Below are 16,775 nucleotides of genomic sequence, written 5' to 3' on the forward strand. Positions count from 1 at the left end.
CGGATATGAAACTGTTGAACGTTGATGTCGCGGTCATCGGCGGCGGCACTGCAGGGCTCGGCGCCTATCGCGCGGCCAAACTTTCTACCCCCAGCGTGGTGATGATCGAAGGCGGGCCTTACGGCACCACCTGTGCGCGCGTTGGCTGCATGCCATCCAAGTTGCTGATCGCCGCTGCCGAAGCGGTGCATCAAATCGAACGCGCGCCGGGCTTTGGCGTGCACCCAACCGGTAATACCCGCATCGACGGGCGCGAAGTGATGGCGCGCGTCAAGCGCGAACGCGATCGCTTCGTCGGCTTCGTGCTGGAAGGCGTGGACGAGATCCCGGCCGGCGACAAAATTCAGGGCTATGCCCGGTTTATCGACGACAACACGCTGCAGGTCGATGAGCATACGCGCATCGTGGCACAGCGCATCGTGATCGCCACCGGTTCGCGCCCCAGCTGGCCGGCGCCATGGAACGAGTTGGGCGACCGTCTGATCGTCAACGACGACCTGTTCAACTGGGATGATTTGCCGCAGTCCGTAGCGGTATTCGGCCCCGGCGTCATCGGGCTCGAGCTGGGGCAAGCGCTGCACCGCCTCGGCGTCGACACCAAGGTCTTCGGCATCGGCGGCGCGGTTGGGCCGCTCACCGACAGCGCCGTGCGCGACTACGCCGCCAAAGCGCTGGGGGAAGAGTTCTATCTCGACGCCGACGTGAAGGTAGAGATGATGCAGCGCGAAGGCGACAAGGTGTTTATCCGCTATCGGGATCTGCAGGGCCAACCGCAGGAGATCCTGGTGGACTACGTACTGGCCGCCACCGGCCGCCGCCCCAACGTCGATCGGCTGGGCCTCGAAAACACCGGGCTGCAGCTTGACGCCCGAGGCGTACCGCTGGCCGACCGGCTGACGATGCAAACCAGCGTGCCGCATATTTTCATCGCCGGCGACGCCAGCAACCAGCTGCCGCTGCTGCATGAGGCCAGCGATCAGGCGCGCATCGCCGGTGCCAACGCCGGCAGCTTCCCGGAGATCAATCCGGGCCTGCGCCGCAGCGCGATTTCGGTGGTGTTCTCCGATCCGCAGATCGCCATGGTCGGCTCAACCTTCCGCGAGCTGAGCGAGAAGTTCAGCGCCTGCGGCTGCTTTGAAGTGGGCAACGTCTCGTTTGAGAATCAGGGCCGCTCGCGGGTGATGCTGCGCAACAAAGGCATTCTGCACGTCTACGGCGAGCAAGGCACAGGCCGTTTCCTCGGCGCGGAAATGATCGGCCCAGACGCCGAGCACATCGCACACCTGCTGGCCTGGGCACACCAGCAGCAGATGACCGTCGATCAGATGCTGGACATGCCGTTCTATCATCCGGTGATCGAAGAAGGTTTGCGCACCGCGCTGCGCGATCTGCAGGCGAAGCTCAAACTCGGCACGGCCGAAATCGAGCGCTGCCAGCGCTGCCCGGGCGAATAACCTCTCATTCTCCGTTCATCCCCACCGGGCCTTCAGGCCCGGTTTTTTGCGCAGCACTTTCCACATTTTCCTCCCTCCTCTTGCCTCACGGCCCTTCTGCGCTCATTTTTTATACTTCAACATTGAAATGATACCAATAATGATACTAAAATAGGGGGCGGCATGAACGAGATCAGGGATGACATCGCTGATTTGCAACAGCGGCAGAACAGCATCAAATTCGCCGAGTTAGCGAAAATCTGCGTGCGATGGTTTGGGCCGCCGCGCATAAACGGTAGCAGCCATCATGTTTATCGCATGCCCTGGTCAGGCGATCCGCGCATCAATATCCAACGCGGCAACAACGGCGCAGCCAAGGCATATCAGTTTAAGCAGGTCATCGCCGCACTGGCCAGAATGGAGGAAGAACATGGAAAAGCATGAACATTATACCTATCGCATCACCTGGTCAGCGGAAGATCGTGAATATGTCGGGCTGTGCGCCGAATTCCCCTCGTTGTCCTGGCTGGCGGCCACGCGTACCGGCGCACTGGAGGGTATCGAAAAAGTCGTGAGCGAAACGATCGCCGATATGCTGGCGCAAGGCGAAACGCCGCCGCAGGCGCTGGCGGAAAAAAACTTCAGCGGAAAACTGGTGTTGCGCATGACGCCGGAACAACACCGCAGGCTGGCGATCGGCGCGATGGAGGAAGGCGTGAGCCTGAACCGTTATCTGTGCGCACGCCTGGCGGGGTAAAGGTTCAAGGGCGGCGCCGGGCCGCCCTTGTCGTCGTCAGGCCAAACGCTGTTTCGCTGCGGCGATTGCCGCGGCCACCTGCTGCGGTGCGACGCCGCCTTTGGCCGCACGCTTGTCCAGGCAGGATTGCAACGCCAGGATCGGGTAAACGTCGTCACCGATCGTCGCGCTAAACTGCTGCAAGTCCGCCAGCGGCAGCGCTTCCAGCGGTTTACCCTGGCGAATCGCTTCTACCACCGCCTCGCCGACGATGTGGTGCGCTTCGCGGAACGGCACGCCCTTGGCGACCAGGTAATCCGCCAGTTCAGTGGCGTTGGCATAGCCCTGTTCCGCCGCTTCCTGGCAGCGCGGGCGTTTCACCTGGATGCCGTCCAGCACCAGCGCCGCCATCTGCAGGCAGTCCATCCAGGTGTCGAGCGCGTCGAACAGCCCTTCTTTGTCTTCCTGCATGTCTTTGTTGTACGCCAGCGGCAGGCCTTTCAGCGTCATCATCATGCCGGTCAGCGCGCCTTGTACGCGGCCGCATTTGCCGCGGATCAGCTCCAGCGCGTCCGGGTTTTTCTTCTGCGGCATCAGCGAAGAGCCGGAGGTCACGCGGTCAGACAGCTCGACAAACGCCGCTTCACCGCTGTTGAAGAAGATCAGATCTTCGGCGAAGCGCGACAGGTGCACCATGCTGATGGCGGCGTTGGACAGCAGTTCCAGCACATGGTCGCGATCGGATACGCTGTCCAGGCTGTTGCGGGTCGCCGAGGCGAAGCCCAGCCAACCGGCCAGCTGCTCGCGATCGATAGGATAAGCGGTGCCGGCCAGCGCGCCGCTGCCCAATGGGCTGACGTCCAGCCGTTTCAGGGTATCCTGCAAACGGCTCTCATCGCGCGCCAGCATCTCGACATAGGCCAGGCACCAGTGCGCAAAAGTCACCGGCTGCGCGCGTTGCAGGTGGGTATACCCCGGCATCACCGCATCCTGGTTGGCTTCGGCGGTCTCCACCAGCGCCTGCTGCAGCTGGACGATCGCCTGATGCAGATCGCCGATTTGCTGTTTGCACCACAGCTTCAAATCGGTCGCGACCTGATCGTTGCGGCTGCGGCCGGTGTGCAGCTTCTTGCCCAAATCACCGACCTTCTCGATCAGCTTTTGCTCCACCCAGCTGTGGATATCTTCAGCATCGCTTTGGACGATCGCCAAAGGATCGGCCTGGACTTCCGTCAATAGTGCATTCAGCGCCTGCTCCAGCCGCTGTTGCTCCGCCGCGGTCAACACGTTGACGGTCACCAGCGCCTTCGACCAGGCCACCGATCCCACGATGTCCTGCTCCGCCAGGCGATAATCGAACCGCAGTGAATCGTTGAGTTGCTTGAACCGCTGATCCGCCGCCTGAGTGAACCGTCCGCCCCAAAGTGCCATACCTATTCTCCTGAATTCTTTATGCGAAAGGGCGCAGCATGCTGCGCCCTTGCAGAGTCACGCCAATCGATTATTTATTCTTTTTCTCGTTCAACGCGCGGATGCGTGAAGACAGAGAGAACAGACGGATAAAGCCGCCCGCGTGGCTGTGATCATAAACCTCGTCTTCGCCGAAGGTGGCGAACTCTTCGGAGTACAGGCTGTTGGCGGATTTCTTCTGGATCGCCGTCACCTGGCCTTTGTACAGCTGCAGCACGACTTCGCCGTTCACCTCTTCAGCCAGCGCTTCGGCAGAAGCCTGCAGCGAGCGGCGCAGCGGCGCAAACCAGCGGCCGTCGTACACCACATAGGACATCTCCAGGCCCAGCTGCTCGCGCCATTTGAAGCTGTCACGATCCAACACCAGCTGCTCGACGGCGCGCAGCGCCGCCACCATGATGGTGCCCCCCGGGGTTTCATAGCAGCCGCGGGATTTGATGCCCACCAGACGGTTTTCCACGATGTCGATACGGCCGACGCCATGCTTGGCGCCCAGCGCGTTCAGGGTTTCCAGGCACTGGTACGGCGACAGCGCTTTACCGTTAACCGCCACGACGCGGCCTTTCTCAACGGTAACGGTCACCTGCTCAGGCTGATCCGGCGCTTCCTGCGGATCGACGGTCCACACCCAGCAATCTTTGTTCGGCGCGTTCCACGGGCTTTCCAGCACGCCGCCTTCGGTGGAGATGTGCCAGGCATTTTCATCGCGGCTGTAGATCTTCTCCAGCGACGCGGTCGTCGGAATATTGCGCTCTTTCAGGTAATCCAGCAGCGCCTCACGGGAACGCAGGTTCCACTCACGCCACGGCGCCACCACTTTCAGCTGCGGTGCCAGCGCGGTGTAGGTGGTTTCGAAACGCACCTGATCGTTGCCCTTGCCAGTCGCACCGTGGCACAGCGCGTCGGCGCCCACTTTCAACGCCAGCTCGACCTGCGCCTTGGCGATGATCGGCCGCGCCATCGAGGTGCCCAGCAGGTAGCTGCCTTCATACAGGGCGCCGGTCTGCAGCACCGGATAAACGTAATCGCGGATAAATTCTTCACGCAGATCGACCACGTGACATTCAGAGGCACCGGACTGCAGGGCTTTTTGCTCCACGCCTTCCAGATCGCTGCGCTCCTGACCGATGTCCGCCACGAACGCCACCACTTCACAGCCGCCATAGTTCTCTTTCAGCCATGGAATGATGGCCGAGGTATCCAGGCCGCCGGAGTACGCCAGAACGATTTTTTTGATGCCTTGGTTTTGCATGATCTATTCCTTTCTAATTCTAAAATTAAGCGAGGATCCGGGTGCCAATCGACACGCCGTTAAACAAAGCAGGAAGCTGATCGGCATGGCGCCAGCTGGCGATATCCACCGGGCGGCCGAGGGTGCGCGCCGCGTCGAGCGCCGCATTCACCTTCACCACCATACCATCGGTGATGATGCCTTGCGCGATCAGTTGTTCCGCTTTTTGCGCCGTCATTTCCGCAATACGTTGCCCCTTGCCGTCGAGGATGCCGCTGACGTCCGACAGCAGGATCAGATCCGCCCCCAGCGTCGCCGCCAAGGCCGTCGCCGCCTGATCGGCGTTCACGTTCATTAACTGCCCTTCGGCAGTGATGCCGATGGAGCTGACAACCGGCAGGTAGCCGGCGCCCAGCAGGGTATTAAGCAGCGCCGGCGAACCGGGCTGCGCGTTGCCGACGTGGCCCAATGCCGGATCGAGCGGGGTCACGACCGCGCTGCCGCCGTCCGCCAGGCTCAGGCCGACGGCGTTGATTTGGTGTTTAATCGCCCACGCCAGCAGGGTTTTGTTGGCGGTGCCGGCCAGCGCGCCGGTGATGATGTCTATCTGATCGGCCGGCGTGACCCGCAGGCCGTTCTTTTTCACCACCGGTAAAGAGAGCTGCTTCATCAGTTCGTCCACCACACAGCCGCCGCCGTGCACGATCACCAGCGGCCGCTGATGCTGCTGCCGGTAGCTGTCCAGCGCGGTAAACAGACGCTCCAGCGCTTCTTCACTGTCTAATAACACGCCACCTAACTTGATAATTAACGGGTTCATTGCTGTTTACTCACGCTGGTTTAAAGGAGTGACTGGGTTTCCGGGAAGCCGAAACGGATATTCAGGCATTGCACCGCCTGCGCCGCCGCGCCTTTCAGCAGGTTGTCTTCCACCGCTACGGCGATCAGATGCTCGCCCTGCACCGCAAAACCGATGTCACAGAACGGCAGCCCCACCACCGCTTTCAGCGCTGGCACGCCCTGGTCGTACAACCGCACCAGCGGCTTGTCGTCATAGGCGGCATGATAGGCGGCCGCGACGTCCTGCGCGGTCACGCCTGCCTTCAGGCGGCAGGTGATGGTTTCAAGGATGCCGCGCGGGAAGTTGCCCAGGTGCGGCGTAAAGATAACCGGCACGCCCAGGTGCGCGGCGATCTCCGGCTGGTGCCGATGAGTGAAAATACCGTACGGTTGCAGGCTCACTTCGCAGAAGCTGGTGGTCATGCTGGCCTTGCGCCCGGCGCCGCTGACGCCGCTGGTGGCGTTGATCACCGGCCACTGGTCGAGGTTCAGCAGTTGCTTTTCGATCAACGGCTTCAGCGCCAGTTGCGCCGCCGTCGGGTAACACCCTGGCACGGCAATCAGCTGCGCCTGTTTAATCTTGTCGCTCTGCCATTCCGCCAGGCCGTACACCGCCTGTTCCAGCAGGGCGCCATGCTGATGCTCGAAACCGTAGTACTGAGTATAAAAACCGGCGTCCTGCACGCGGAAGGCGCCCGACAGATCGAACACCACGCAGCCCGCCGCCAGGAAGACCGGGGCAATATCGTGGCTGACTTCATGGGCGGTGGCGAGGAACACCACGTCGATGTCCTGCGCCGCCTTGGTAACGTCGGTCAACGGCTGCAGCGGCAGATCGACGATGCCTTTCAACTGGGGATGGAGATCGGAAAGTAATTTTCCTGCATCTGCACTTTGCGCTGAAACCGCTAAAGCGGTTATGTTCATGTGTGGGTGGCGATTCAGGTAAGCCGTGAGCTCCGCTCCGGCGTAACCGCTGGCACCAACGATCAGCGTATTCAACATGTGGCCTTTCACCTTCTAGACTGACGTGCGGTCGCTTTCGACCCAGGTAACAGGGCTAGCCAGCGTTGTTGCGCCGTTCACCCACGGAGCCAGGCGTTGATGCTTTTATAAACATCCGGGTATCGGGTTCCCTTACGCTTCGGCTTACTGTATTTTTATTCAAAATAAATGCATGAATATTGATACTATCCTAACCAAAGGCTGTCAACAGTGAAGATGAAATTACCTCCATTTATTGAGCTGTACCGGGCGTTGATCGCCACTCCGTCGATCAGCGCCACCGATGCCGGCCTCGATCAGAGCAATGAGGCGTTAATCAACTTGCTGGCCGGATGGTTTGCCGACCTGGGCTTTCGCGTCGACGTACAGCCGGTGCCGGAATCGCGCCACAAATTCAACCTGCTGGCCAGCATCGGCGAAGGCAGCGGCGGCCTGCTGCTGGCCGGCCATACCGATACGGTGCCTTACGACGAAGGCCGCTGGACGCGCGATCCCTTCACCCTGACCGAGCACGACAACAAGCTCTACGGCCTGGGTACCGCCGACATGAAAGGCTTCTTCGCCTTTATTCTGGATGCGGTACGCGACATCGACGCGAGCAAACTGACCAAGCCGCTGTACATTCTGGCTACCGCAGATGAAGAAACGACGATGGCCGGCGCGCGTTATTTCGCCGCCTCCACCGCCATTCGTCCGGATTTCGCCATCATCGGCGAACCGACCTCGCTGCAGCCGGTGCGCGCGCACAAGGGCCACATGGCCAACGCCATTCGCATCGTCGGCCAGTCCGGCCATTCCAGCGATCCGGCACGCGGCGTCAACGCCATCGATCTGATGCATGAATCCATCGGCCGCCTGATGGAGCTGCGCAAAACCCTGCAGGAGCGCTACAACAATCCGGCGTTCGCCGTGCCTTATCCCACCATGAACTTCGGCCATATCAGCGGCGGCGACGCGGCCAACCGCATCTGCGCCTGCTGCGAGCTGCACCTGGATATCCGTCCTCTGCCCGGCATGACGCTCGATAATATCAACGAGCTGATGCATCAGGCATTGGAGCCGGTGAGTCAACGCTGGCCGGGCCGCCTGACCATCGAAGAGCTGCATGCTTCGGTGCCGGGTTACGAATGTCCGACCGACCACCGCATGGTGGCGGTGATCGAGGAGCTGCTGGGCACCCGCACGCAGGTGGTCAACTACTGCACCGAAGCACCGTTCGTGCAGCAGATCTGCCCGACGTTGGTGCTCGGCCCCGGCTCCATCGATCAGGCCCACCAACCGGACGAATACATCGACACCGCGTTTATCGAACCGACGCGCAAACTGCTGGGCCAGCTGGTCAACCACTTTTGCCGGCAATAAACCCGACATTTAACAGGGGAAATGCTTTATGCTTTCCCCTAACTCAAAATAAGTAGAAAACGGCGAAATAAGCCGTGCTGATAACCGACGCGCCGTAATTAAATTTCAGAAAAAGCGCCGATTTTGATGTTTTTTTGCTAAAAATAGTGTCAATTGACGATTGGACAGGAACGCGATGTGATCAGGCAGGCGGTCTGCGCCTGACGCGTGAAATTTATTTACAAGATAAAAATCATACAGAACTGGGTCAGGGGTTATATGAACGAACAATATTCGGCAATGCGCAGTAATGTCAGTATGCTCGGCAAATTGCTCGGCGATACCATCAAAGAAGCGCTGGGCGAGCATATTCTCGATCGCGTTGAGACCATCCGTAAGCTTTCCAAATCCTCACGCGCCGGCAACGAAGCGCATCGCCAGGAACTGCTCTCCACCCTGCAGAATCTGTCCAACGACGAGCTGCTGCCGGTGGCGCGCGCCTTCAGCCAGTTCCTCAACCTGACCAACGTCGCCGAGCAGTACCACAGCATTTCGCCCAACGGCGAGGCCGCCAGCAATCCGGAAGCATTGGCTCAGCTGTTCAGCCGTCTCAAAGACAAAAAACTCAGCGACAAAGAGCTGCAGCACGCGGTGTCGCAACTTTCCATCGAACTGGTGCTGACGGCACACCCGACGGAGATCACCCGCCGCACCCTGATCCACAAGCTGGTGGAGGTCAACACCTGCCTCAGCCAGCTCGATCACAACGATCTGGCCGACTACGAGCGCAACAAGATCATGCGCCGCCTGCGCCAGCTGGTGGCCCAGTCGTGGCACACCGATGAAATTCGCAAACACCGCCCCTCCCCGATCGACGAAGCCAAGTGGGGCTTCGCGGTGGTGGAAAACAGCCTGTGGGAAGGCGTGCCGGCGTTCCTGCGCGAGTTCAACGAGCAGTTGGAAAACTCCATCGATTACAGCCTGCCGGTGGAAGCGGTGCCGGTGCGCTTCACCTCCTGGATGGGCGGCGACCGCGACGGCAACCCGAACGTGACCGCCGAAATCACCCGCCATGTGCTGCTGCTCAGCCGCTGGAAAGCCTGCGACCTGTTCACCCGCGATATCCAGGTGCTGGTCTCCGAGCTGTCGATGACCGAATGCACCCCTGAGCTGCGCGCCCGCGCCGGCGGTGACGAGGTGCAGGAACCGTACCGCGAAATCATGAAGCAGCTGCGCAGCCAGCTGATGAGCTCCCAGGCTTATCTGGAAGGTCGCCTGAAGGGCGAGCGCGTGCTGAAGCCACACGACCTGCTGGTGAACAACGAGCAGCTGTGGGAGCCGCTGTATGCCTGCTACCAGTCGCTGCAGGCCTGCGGCATGGGCATCATCGCCAACGGTCAGCTGCTGGACACCCTGCGCCGCGTGCGCTGCTTCGGCGTGCCGCTGGTACGCATCGACGTGCGCCAGGAAAGCACCCGCCATACCGAAGCCATCGCCGAGCTGACCCGCTACCTGGGGCTGGGCGACTATGAAAGCTGGTCGGAAGCCGATAAACAGGCGTTCCTGATCCGTGAGCTGAACTCCAAACGCCCGCTGGTGCCGCTGAAATGGCAACCGAGCGCCGACACGCAGGAAGTGCTGGAAACCTGCCGGGTGATCGCCGAAGCGCCGCAGGGCTCGATCGCCGCCTACGTGATTTCGATGGCGCGCACGCCTTCCGACGTGCTGGCGGTGCACCTGCTGTTGAAAGAGGCCGGCTGCCCGTTCGCGCTGCCGGTCGCCCCGCTGTTCGAAACCCTCGACGATCTGAACAACGCCGACGACGTGATGACCCAGTTGCTGAACATCGACTGGTATCGCGGCTTTATTCAGGGCAAACAGATGGTGATGATCGGCTACTCCGACTCGGCGAAAGACGCCGGCGTGATGGCGGCTTCCTGGGCGCAATACCGCGCGCAGGACGCACTGATCAAAACCTGTGAAAAGGCCGGCGTGGCGCTGACGCTGTTCCACGGCCGCGGCGGTTCCATCGGCCGCGGCGGCGCACCGGCGCATGCGGCGCTGCTGTCGCAGCCGCCGGGCAGCCTGAAGGGCGGCCTGCGCGTTACCGAACAGGGCGAGATGATCCGCTTCAAATTCGGCCTGCCGGAAGTCACCATCAGCAGCCTGGCGCTCTATGCCGGTGCCATCCTCGAGGCCAACCTGCTGCCGCCGCCGGAACCGAAGAAAGAATGGCGGGCGTTGATGGACGACCTGTCCGATACATCCTGTCGGATGTATCGCGGTTACGTGCGTGAAAACCCGGACTTCGTGCCTTACTTCCGCGCGGCCACGCCGGAGCTGGAGCTGGGTAAACTGCCGCTGGGCTCACGCCCGGCCAAACGCAAGCCGAACGGCGGCGTGGAAAGCCTGCGCGCCATCCCGTGGATCTTCGCCTGGACGCAGAACCGCCTGATGCTGCCGGCCTGGCTCGGCGCCGGTGCCGGATTACAGGAAGCGGTGAAAGCAGGCAAACAGGCGGAGCTGGAGGCGATGTGCCGCGACTGGCCATTCTTCTCCACCCGCATCGCCATGCTGGAAATGGTGTTCGCCAAGGCCGACCTGTGGCTGGCGGAATACTACGATCAGCGCCTGGTGGATAAGTCGCTGTGGCCGCTGGGCCAACAGTTGCGCGATCAGCTGGAAAGTGACATCAAGGTGGTGCTGACCATCGCCAACGATGCGCACCTGATGGAAGACCTGCCGTGGATCGCCGAATCTATCGCGCTGCGCAACGTTTATACCGACCCGCTGAACGTCTTGCAGGCCGAACTGCTGCACCGTTCGCGTCAGCAGGAACAGCCGGACGCCCGCGTCGAGCAGGCGCTGATGGTCACCATCGCCGGCGTCGCCGCCGGGATGCGCAACACCGGCTAGTGAGTCTCATCGCGGCCCCGTTGATCGGGGCCGCTTTTTTATGTATTCCCCCACAAAAAAGGGCGCCGCGGTAAAGCGACGCCCTTTTTCAATGGAACAAACCCGTCAGGCGGCGGCCACCGGGCGCACGCCCAGCGTGTGACAGATGGCGTAGCTCATCTCGGCGCGGTTCAGGGTATAGAAGTGGAAATCTTTCACCCCTTCCCGGCTGAGGATCTTCACCATGTCCATGGCGATGTTGGCGCCGACCATTTTGCGGGTCTCCGCATCATCGTCCAGCCCTTCGAACATGCTGGTCATCCAGCTTGGCACCCGCACGTTGGTCATGGTGGCGAAGCGCTGCAGCTGCTTGAAGTTGGACACCGGCAGAATACCTGGCACGATTTCCACGTCGATACCGGCGGCGACGCAACGATCGCGGAAGCGAAGGTAGCTCTCGACGTCAAAGAAGAACTGGGTGATGGCGCGGCTGGCACCGGCGTCAATCTTGCGCTTCAGGTTGATTAAATCGGCCTGGGCGCTCTTCGCCTCCGGGTGCACTTCCGGATAGGCGGCGACGGAAATGTCGAAGTCGCCCACGTCTTTCAGCAGCGCCACCAGATCGGTCGCGTACATTTCCGGCTTGCCGCCGCCCGGAGGCAGATCGCCGCGCAGCGCCACGATATGGCGGATGCCGCTGTTCCAGTAGTCGGTCGCGATGTCGCGCAGCTGCGCCGGGCTGGCGTCGATACAGGTCAGGTGCGGCGCCGCCTCCAGGCCGGTGCGTTCCTTAATCCCCTTGATGATGCTGTGGGTGCGATCGCGCTCGCCGGAGTTGGCGCCGTAGGTGACGGAAACGAATTTGGGTTTGAGGATGCTCAGACGATCGATCGACTGCCACAGGGTCTCTTCCATCTCGCTGGTGCGTGGCGGGAAGAATTCGAATGACACGTTAATCTGGCCGTTCAACTCCGCCAGACTCTGATTCAGCGCTTCCCGCTGGTTTGCGTGGAAAAAACTCATACCCTGCTCACCTCTTATCGATCACTGTTTTTATTTCATCTTGATGAGCGTCTATACGTTTAGACGTCTAGATAGAAAATGCCGCATGTTGGCTAAAGAGTCAACAGGAAAATGAGGGGAATAAGATGATTAATCCTCACCCGCTCAACGAGGGAATTTCATGACGGCATCAGGGATAAGTATGGCAGGAAAAGCAAGGGGCGCGGTGAACCCGCGCCCGCAGAGGATTAAAGCAGCTGCGCCAACCGGTTAAGGTCTGACTGGATCGCTCCGGCGGTCACGTCGCGGCCGGCGCCCGGCCCGCGGATCACCAGCGGATTATCGCGATACCAGCGGCTTTCGATGGCGAACACGTTGTCGCACGGCAGCAGCGAGGCCAGCGGATGCTCAGGACGCACCGCCTCCACGCCGACCCGCGCCTTGCCATTGGCGTCGAAACGCGCCACGTGACGCAGCACCAGGCCCATTTCGCTGGCGGCCTCAAAGCGCTGCTGCATCTGCTGGTTCAGCGCCTCGCCATTCTCAAAGAACTGATCGACGGAGCCCAGCTCACAGCCCGCCGGCACCAGCGACTCGACCCGCACCTGGTTCGGTTCGATGTCGTAGCCCGCTTCGCGCGCCAGGATCACCAGTTTGCGCATCACGTCCTGACCGGAGAGATCGACCCGCGGATCCGGTTCGGTCAGCCCCTGCTGCCAGGCCTGATCCACCAGTTCAGTGAACGGCACCGTGCCGTCATACTGCAAGAACAGCCAGGAGAGCGTGCCGGAGAAGATGCCGCTGATCGCCAAAATGCTGTCGCCGCTGTCGCGCAGATCGCGCACCGTATGGTTGACCGGCAGGCCGGCGCCGACGGTGGCGTTGTACAGCCAGTGGCGGCCGGTTTTGGCGAAGGCGTCGCGAATTTGGCGATAGGTATCGCTACACGAGGCACCCGCCAGCTTGTTGGCGCTGATCACGTGGAAACCGTAGCTGGCGAAATCCAGATACTGCCCGGCCAGCTCTTCGCTGGCGGTCACGTCGAGCACCACCAGATCGTCGAACGGGTGCGCGCGCATCCACAGGAACAGCGACTCTTCGTCCAGCTCCTGCGCCTCATCCTCAAAAAAGGCCAACGCACGGCTGGCGTCCAGCCCGTCGTAGTTCAGCAGGCTGCGGCGGCTGTCCACCACCCCCGCCAGGATAAATTCGAAACCGCTGCGCGCGGAGATATTGGTCTGCTCGCGGGCAAACAGCTCCAGCCAGCGCGACCCGATATTGCCCTTGCCGAACAGCACCAGACCGATGCGCTTCTCGGCGCGGAACAGGCTTTGGTGCAGCCCCTGGATCAGCAGCGCGGTCGGCCCCTGACGCAACACCGCCACCAGGCTGATGCCATCTTCCGCCTGCCAGATAAACTCGACCGGCTGATCTTTCAGCTGCTGATAGAAACGGTGGCTGTGCAGCGGGTTCTTGCATACCCCGGCACCGACCATCGCCACCAGCGCCAACCCTTCGCGCAGGTGCAGTTCACCCGGCAGCGCCGAGGCCTGCAGGGTCGCCAGCGCGCTGTTGACCACCTCTGAGGTGTAGCACAGCTGCACCAGGTTGCGGTCAGGATGGATACCTACCGCCAACGGTTTGATCTGTGCGCGCTTGAGCACCAGATCCAACTCTTTCTGCGCCAGTTTGAAGTCATGCTGAGCGGCGACGTGCAGCTCAATCAGGCACACGTCATCGTGGCTGGTGACAATTTTGGCGCCGGTGCCGGATGCCAATACGCGCTCGATGCGCGTCGAACCCTGTTCCGGTTGGTAGCTGCAGCGCAGCTGAAGATCGATATCGCTGCCGGAGACCGGCTGCAGGGTGCGGGTATGCAACACCGGCGCCGCCAGACGCGCCAGCTCGCTGGCTTCGTCCAGACGCAGCAGCGGCAGCAGGCAGGCGTCTTTCACCTTGCGCGGGTCGGCGCTGTATACCCCGGCCACGTCGCTCCAGATGGTAACGCGCGCAGCGCCGGCCAAGGCGCCGACCTGAGTGGCGGAGTAGTCGCTGCCGTTACGCCCCAACAGCACGGTTTCCCCGGCGTCGTTGCGCGAAATAAACCCGGTCACCACCAGGCGTTTGCCCGGATGTTGAGCCAACAACTGCTGCAGCAGCGGGTAAGAACGGCCTTCATCCACCTGCGGCTGCGCGGCGCGCTCGGCGCGCAGGAAATCACGCGCATCCAGCCAGGCCGCCTGCATATCCAGGTGGTTGAGCACCGCCGCCATCAGCCGCGCCGACCAGACCTCGCCGTGCCCGACCACTTCGGCGTAGCACACGTCGTCGACTTTGCCGTCCAGCAGCGCCGCCAGACGTTCCAGATCCTGAATAAACTCGGCGATCAACGGCTCGGCGCTTTCCGGCGGCAACAGGCCGCTGATGAGATCGCTGTGATAACGACGCAACGTCTGCTGCACCTGGTGCGCAGACAGGCGATCGCTCTGGCTGAGCTTCAGCCAGTTGATCAACTGGTTGGTGGTACTGCCGGCGGCCGATACCACCATCATGTCGCCCGGCTGGCTGTATTCCGCCATAATCCCGGCCACACGCAGATAACACTTCACATCCGCCAGACTGCTGCCGCCAAACTTGTGCAGTTGACGCCCGCTCACCGGCCCTGCTACAGCAATTGCATTCATGCTTACCTCGTTGCCGCCGCCTGGAAAGCGCGTTCCAGATCGGCAATCAAATCTTCACTGTCTTCAATACCCACTGAAATGCGCAGCAGGCTCTCGGAGATGCCGGCCGCTGCCCGCGCCTCCGCCGCCATGCCGGCGTGGGTCATGGTCGCTGCATGCGAGATCAGGCTTTCTACACCGCCCAGCGATTCTGCCAGAGTAAACAGCTCAAGGGCAGAGAGAAAACGGCGCAGCACCGCTTCATCGCCGTCCAGTTCAAAACTCAGCATCGCGCCGAAGCCGCGCTGCTGCCGGCGGGCGATCTCATGCCCCGGATTTTCCGGCAGGGAGGGATGATACAGCTTTTTCACCAGCGGTTGCTGCTGTAAATAGCCGACAATCGCTTCGGCGTTTTGCTGCGCCGCCTTGATGCGCGGCGACAGCGTGCGCATGCCGCGCAGCAGCAGATAGCTGTCGAACGCGCCGCCGGTCACGCCGATGTTGTTCGCCCACCAGGCCAACTCGACCGCCAGCTCGGGATCTTTGGCAATCACCGCGCCGGCCACCACGTCCGAATGCCCGTTCAGGTATTTGGTGCAAGAATGGACCACCAGATCGGCACCGAGTTCGATCGGTTGTTGCAGGGCCGGGCTGAGGAAGGTGTTGTCCACCACCGTCAACGCGCCCGCCGCGTGTGCGGCGGCGCAGATCGCCGCGATGTCCACCACGCGCAGCAGCGGATTGCTGGGGCTTTCAATCAGCACCAGCTTCGGCTTTTGCGCCAGCGCCTGCTGCAAAGCTTCTGCATTACCCTGATCGACAAACAGCACGCGATAGGCACCGCGCTTGCTCAGGCTGTCGAACAACCGATAGCTGCCGCCGTAGCAGTCGTGCGGCGCCACCAGCAGATCGCCGGGCTTCAGCAGCACGGTGGTCACCAGATGGATCGCCGACATCCCGCTGCCGGTCATCACCGCGCCGGCGCCGCCTTCCAGCTCCGCCAACGCGCGTTGCACCACGTCACGCGTCGGGTTGCCGCGGCGCGAATAATCATGGGCTCGAGGTTGGTTGAAGTCGGTAAAGTTATAGGTGCTGGACAGATGAATCGGCGGGACAACGCAGCCGTACTGTTCGTCGTCGTTCAGGCCGCTGCGTACGGCAATCGTGGCTGGTTTACGCGTCATGGGCTCGCTCGGCTCTCGGTTCGGTGAATGAGGCCTAAAGAGTAATCGCAGGATTAATAGACGTCAATACATCTGGACATCTAAACTTCTCTGCGTATAGATTGAGCAATGGCACAATACCCGCTAAAATTATGCCGATATGACATGACGATAAGATGTTAAACCACAATGTCCGGCCGAGGCGGGGCATTCAGTGACCCTGGTCGCGTAAAATTGACATTTATTTAGTGAGAACAGTGAAGATCGGGCATAATTGCCCGGTTTTTAGAATTTTGTAATTTTTCTGACAAGTTAAGGTGTCCCATGGCTGAGTGGAACGGCGAGTATGTCAGCCCTTACGCTGAACACGGTAAAAAAAGCGAGCAAGTCAAAAAGATCACGGTATCCATTCCGCTGAAGGTCCTGAAAATCCTCACCGACGAACGGACCCGTCGCCAGGTGAACAACCTGCGCCACGCCACCAACAGCGAACTGCTGTGCGAAGCGTTTCTGCATGCCTTTACCGGCCAGCCGCTGCCGAACGATGAAGACCTGCGCAAAGAGCGCAGTGATGAAATCCCGGAAGCCGCAAAAGCGTTGATGCGCGAACTGGGTGTCGATCCCGATACCTGGGAATATTGATAACCGCCCGGCGAACGCCGGCGGCAGAAACGAAAAAAGGCGCCAAAGGCGCCTTTTTCATCGGACGATAAGAAATCTTATTTCTTAGCGCCTGGTACGCTGAAACGCTTGTTGAAGCGGTCAACGCGGCCACCGGTAGCAACGTCACGCTGCTTGCCAGTGTAGAACGGGTGGCATGCGCCACAAACGTCCAGGTTCAGATCGTGACCCACGGTGGAGCGGATCTTCATCACGTTACCGCAAGAGCAGTTAGCAGTAACTTCTTCGTATTTTGGGTGGATACCTTGTTTCATGGGAAACCTCAGTTAAGGCCGTGTCGCTATCCAGCCCTGTTTCGCCAGACACCACACGTGG

General features: G+C 61.0%; 14 protein-coding genes. 6 read left to right on the forward strand and 8 right to left on the reverse strand.

Annotation, left to right across the window (positions count from 1 at the left end; genetic code table 11):
* The first annotated feature begins 5 nt into the window (after positions 1 to 5).
* From EGY12_RS06700 to EGY12_RS06710, 3 genes are all read left to right on the forward strand, one after another.
* The gene (locus EGY12_RS06700; protein ID WP_123892948.1) at positions 6 to 1,454 is read left to right on the forward strand and encodes a dihydrolipoyl dehydrogenase; all 1,449 of its coding nucleotides are present in this window, start codon (positions 6 to 8) and stop codon (positions 1,452 to 1,454) included.
* 162 nt (positions 1,455 to 1,616) lie between these two features.
* The gene (locus EGY12_RS06705; RefSeq protein WP_123892949.1) at positions 1,617 to 1,877 is read left to right on the forward strand and encodes a toxin HicA; all 261 of its coding nucleotides are present in this window, start codon (positions 1,617 to 1,619) and stop codon (positions 1,875 to 1,877) included.
* Complete coding sequence (locus EGY12_RS06710) at positions 1,864 to 2,190, forward strand: type II toxin-antitoxin system HicB family antitoxin (RefSeq protein ID WP_019452249.1); 327 nt, start codon at positions 1,864 to 1,866, stop codon at positions 2,188 to 2,190. Before EGY12_RS06705 ends, EGY12_RS06710 begins: the two co-directional genes overlap by 14 nt.
* Positions 2,191 to 2,226: 36 nt before the next feature.
* On the opposite strand, the gene argH is transcribed toward EGY12_RS06710, so the two are convergent.
* From argH to argC, 4 genes are all read right to left on the reverse strand, one after another.
* Positions 2,227 to 3,600, reverse strand: a complete 1,374-nt coding sequence (gene argH, locus EGY12_RS06715; RefSeq protein ID WP_123892950.1) for an argininosuccinate lyase — start codon at positions 3,598 to 3,600, stop codon at positions 2,227 to 2,229.
* A gap of 70 nt (positions 3,601 to 3,670) precedes the next feature.
* Positions 3,671 to 4,891, reverse strand: coding sequence for an argininosuccinate synthase (locus EGY12_RS06720; RefSeq protein ID WP_033649897.1), 1,221 nt, complete (start codon positions 4,889 to 4,891; stop codon positions 3,671 to 3,673).
* Between the two features lie 25 nt (positions 4,892 to 4,916).
* Positions 4,917 to 5,690: an acetylglutamate kinase gene (gene argB / locus EGY12_RS06725; RefSeq protein WP_123892951.1), complete on the reverse strand. Its 774-nt coding sequence runs from the start codon at positions 5,688 to 5,690 to the stop codon at positions 4,917 to 4,919.
* 20 nt (positions 5,691 to 5,710) lie between these two features.
* Positions 5,711 to 6,715, reverse strand: a complete 1,005-nt coding sequence (gene argC, locus EGY12_RS06730; protein WP_123892952.1) for an N-acetyl-gamma-glutamyl-phosphate reductase — start codon at positions 6,713 to 6,715, stop codon at positions 5,711 to 5,713.
* Positions 6,716 to 6,931: 216 nt separating this feature from the next.
* Between argC and argE the strand changes: the two genes are divergently transcribed.
* Positions 6,932 to 8,077 carry an acetylornithine deacetylase gene (gene argE, locus EGY12_RS06735; RefSeq protein ID WP_172962905.1) on the forward strand — a complete coding sequence of 382 codons (1,146 nt, stop codon included), beginning with the start codon at positions 6,932 to 6,934 and terminating at the stop codon, positions 8,075 to 8,077.
* Between the two features lie 258 nt (positions 8,078 to 8,335).
* A complete protein-coding gene (ppc, locus tag EGY12_RS06740) occupies positions 8,336 to 10,972 on the forward strand; it encodes a phosphoenolpyruvate carboxylase (RefSeq protein ID WP_015379411.1) in 2,637 nt (878 codons plus the stop codon).
* A gap of 105 nt (positions 10,973 to 11,077) precedes the next feature.
* Here the strand turns inward: ppc and metF are convergent, their stop codons facing one another.
* From metF to metB, 3 genes are all read right to left on the reverse strand, one after another.
* Positions 11,078 to 11,974, reverse strand: coding sequence for a methylenetetrahydrofolate reductase (gene metF / locus EGY12_RS06745; protein WP_033645217.1), 897 nt, complete (start codon positions 11,972 to 11,974; stop codon positions 11,078 to 11,080).
* Positions 11,975 to 12,201: 227 nt separating this feature from the next.
* A complete protein-coding gene (locus tag EGY12_RS06750) occupies positions 12,202 to 14,637 on the reverse strand; it encodes a bifunctional aspartate kinase/homoserine dehydrogenase II (protein WP_123892954.1) in 2,436 nt (811 codons plus the stop codon).
* 2 nt (positions 14,638 to 14,639) lie between these two features.
* Positions 14,640 to 15,800: a cystathionine gamma-synthase gene (gene metB / locus EGY12_RS06755; protein ID WP_123892955.1), complete on the reverse strand. Its 1,161-nt coding sequence runs from the start codon at positions 15,798 to 15,800 to the stop codon at positions 14,640 to 14,642.
* Between the two features lie 303 nt (positions 15,801 to 16,103).
* On the opposite strand from metB, the gene metJ reads away from it, so the two are divergent.
* Positions 16,104 to 16,421 (forward strand): met regulon transcriptional regulator MetJ, encoded by a 318-nt coding sequence (gene metJ / locus EGY12_RS06760; protein ID WP_004931076.1) that lies wholly within the window; start codon positions 16,104 to 16,106, stop codon positions 16,419 to 16,421.
* Between the two features lie 77 nt (positions 16,422 to 16,498).
* Here the strand turns inward: metJ and rpmE are convergent, their stop codons facing one another.
* Entirely contained in the window at positions 16,499 to 16,714 is a 216-nt protein-coding gene (gene rpmE / locus EGY12_RS06765) for a 50S ribosomal protein L31 (protein WP_004931078.1), read from the reverse strand.
* Positions 16,715 to 16,775 lie beyond the last annotated feature (61 nt).

It is taken from the genome of Serratia sp. FDAARGOS_506, from assembly GCF_003812745.1.
Taxonomy (GTDB): domain Bacteria; phylum Pseudomonadota; class Gammaproteobacteria; order Enterobacterales; family Enterobacteriaceae; genus Serratia.

Bases quoted from the DNA above. Each gene is read 5' to 3' on its own strand.
- EGY12_RS06700 (WP_123892948.1), top strand. From the start codon at position 6: ATGAAACTGTTGAACGTTGATGTCGCGGTCATCGGCGGCGGCACTGCA.
- EGY12_RS06705 (WP_123892949.1), top strand. From the start codon at position 1,617: ATGAACGAGATCAGGGATGACATCGCTGATTTGCAACAGCGGCAGAAC.
- EGY12_RS06710 (WP_019452249.1), top strand. From the start codon at position 1,864: ATGGAAAAGCATGAACATTATACCTATCGCATCACCTGGTCAGCGGAA.
- argH (WP_123892950.1), bottom strand. From the start codon at position 3,600: ATGGCACTTTGGGGCGGACGGTTCACTCAGGCGGCGGATCAGCGGTTC.
- EGY12_RS06720 (WP_033649897.1), bottom strand. From the start codon at position 4,891: ATGCAAAACCAAGGCATCAAAAAAATCGTTCTGGCGTACTCCGGCGGC.
- argB (WP_123892951.1), bottom strand. From the start codon at position 5,690: ATGAACCCGTTAATTATCAAGTTAGGTGGCGTGTTATTAGACAGTGAA.
- argC (WP_123892952.1), bottom strand. From the start codon at position 6,715: ATGTTGAATACGCTGATCGTTGGTGCCAGCGGTTACGCCGGAGCGGAG.
- argE (WP_172962905.1), top strand. From the start codon at position 6,932: ATGAAATTACCTCCATTTATTGAGCTGTACCGGGCGTTGATCGCCACT.
- ppc (WP_015379411.1), top strand. From the start codon at position 8,336: ATGAACGAACAATATTCGGCAATGCGCAGTAATGTCAGTATGCTCGGC.
- metF (WP_033645217.1), bottom strand. From the start codon at position 11,974: ATGAGTTTTTTCCACGCAAACCAGCGGGAAGCGCTGAATCAGAGTCTG.
- EGY12_RS06750 (WP_123892954.1), bottom strand. From the start codon at position 14,637: ATGAATGCAATTGCTGTAGCAGGGCCGGTGAGCGGGCGTCAACTGCAC.
- metB (WP_123892955.1), bottom strand. From the start codon at position 15,800: ATGACGCGTAAACCAGCCACGATTGCCGTACGCAGCGGCCTGAACGAC.
- metJ (WP_004931076.1), top strand. From the start codon at position 16,104: ATGGCTGAGTGGAACGGCGAGTATGTCAGCCCTTACGCTGAACACGGT.
- rpmE (WP_004931078.1), bottom strand. From the start codon at position 16,714: ATGAAACAAGGTATCCACCCAAAATACGAAGAAGTTACTGCTAACTGC.